The sequence below is a fragment of the Limnospira sp. PMC 289.06 genome (assembly GCF_032350395.1).
GTDB classification, from domain to species: Bacteria; Cyanobacteriota; Cyanobacteriia; order Cyanobacteriales; family Microcoleaceae; genus Limnospira; species Limnospira platensis.
The window spans coordinates 1-805 of the sequence record NZ_JARPLC010000395.1 but is presented as its reverse complement, the minus strand read 5'-3'; the positions used below and the strand labels follow the sequence as shown (position 1 = coordinate 805).

Genomic DNA, 805 nt, shown 5'->3' with positions numbered 1-805 from the left:
TCGAGTTAGACATCCCACCCGATAGCAGTTGAATTTCCAAAATGAGAATTGCTGGTTTTATCGTCGCGGGTGTGGCGGTGTAGTAGCTGAAGATTCTTGTATTCATCCTTTCCGCCTTGGCTTCGAGGTACAGTGTGGTCTACTTCCACTAAATCTGATGAGGTAAAGTATGGCCCGCACCAGGTACGCCTACCCTTTTGCTTCTTGAGTAGTTTGGCTACCCTTGTTGGCGTTTCTATTGCTTGTCCTTTTCTGGTTGCCCAGTAAGTCCAATTTCCGTCATAAAGTGTTGCGTCAGGGCGTATTAGGGTGTGTCTGACAATCGGAGTCCAATTATGTTTCCACAGTTGAAATCCATCTTTGGTTTGGAACATCCAATTTTCGTGTCTTTCTTTCCCATTGCTAAGTTTAACTGTTCCATTTCTGAAGTAATTCCTTAGCTTTTCATGGCTTGCCTTTCCGCATCTTGACACTGTCCATGCCCGTATCATTTGCCAAACTATGTTGTCTAGTTTGTTGAATGTCTCGGTTGAGACTACCGCTGAATAATAGTTTCACCATCCTCGGATAATCGGGTTTAGTCTGCTAATCAGGGCTGACTGAGGTGCTGTTTTATGTTGTTCTATTACACCTTTAATCACTTCTGTATGGGCTTTAACTGCTTTTTGGCTGGGTTTTATGTGGGTTTTATGTCCGATTAATCGGCTCGTGGGTCCCCCTGTTTTTCCAGACTTGTATTTTCCTACTGGGATTAGGGGTCGAGATAGACCTCACGGTCTACCCCTCCCATTCAGAACCGTACTTG

The 805-nt window shown here is 44.6% G+C and carries 1 pseudogene; it reads right to left on the bottom strand.

Features of this window, described 5'->3' with window-relative positions:
• Nucleotides 1-5 precede the first annotated feature (5 nt).
• A pseudogene (locus tag P5674_RS25415) lies at nucleotides 6-749 on the bottom strand (group II intron reverse transcriptase); the annotation flags it as partial.
• Nucleotides 750-805 lie beyond the last annotated feature (56 nt).